Source organism: Oleiphilus sp. HI0061, from assembly GCF_001635675.1.
In genome coordinates this window covers 1-316 of the sequence record NZ_LWFE01000932.1, presented here as the reverse complement: position 1 = coordinate 316, position 316 = coordinate 1, and the positions used below count along the sequence as shown (strand labels likewise).

The window sequence follows — 316 nt, the reverse complement described above, 5'->3', positions numbered from 1 at the left end:
GTAGTCACAAAGAGATCAACTCTGTTTATACAATTTTACAACCGAAGGAAGTTTCGTGAAATTATCGCTAATGGCAGCAATATCAAAGAATGGAGTCATAGGGAACGGCCCAGATATACCGTGGAGCGCAAAAGGAGAGCAGTTACTATTTAAGGCAGTCACCTATAATCAGTGGCTTTTAGTCGGACGAAAAACCTTCACGTCTATGGGAGCTTTGCCTAATCGTAGATATGCTGTCGTAACCCGTTCAAGCTTCACATCAGATGATAAGAATGTCTTAGTATTTTCAACGATCGAAGATGCTCTAATCCATTTA

1 protein-coding gene is annotated in these 316 nt (G+C 40.5%); it reads left to right on the top strand.

Annotated features, from left to right (window positions below):
* Positions 1–55: 55 nt before the first annotated feature.
* Positions 56–316: dihydrofolate reductase (locus tag A3735_RS10975; protein WP_197485857.1), on the top strand; the 261-nt coding region annotated here is incomplete at its 3' end.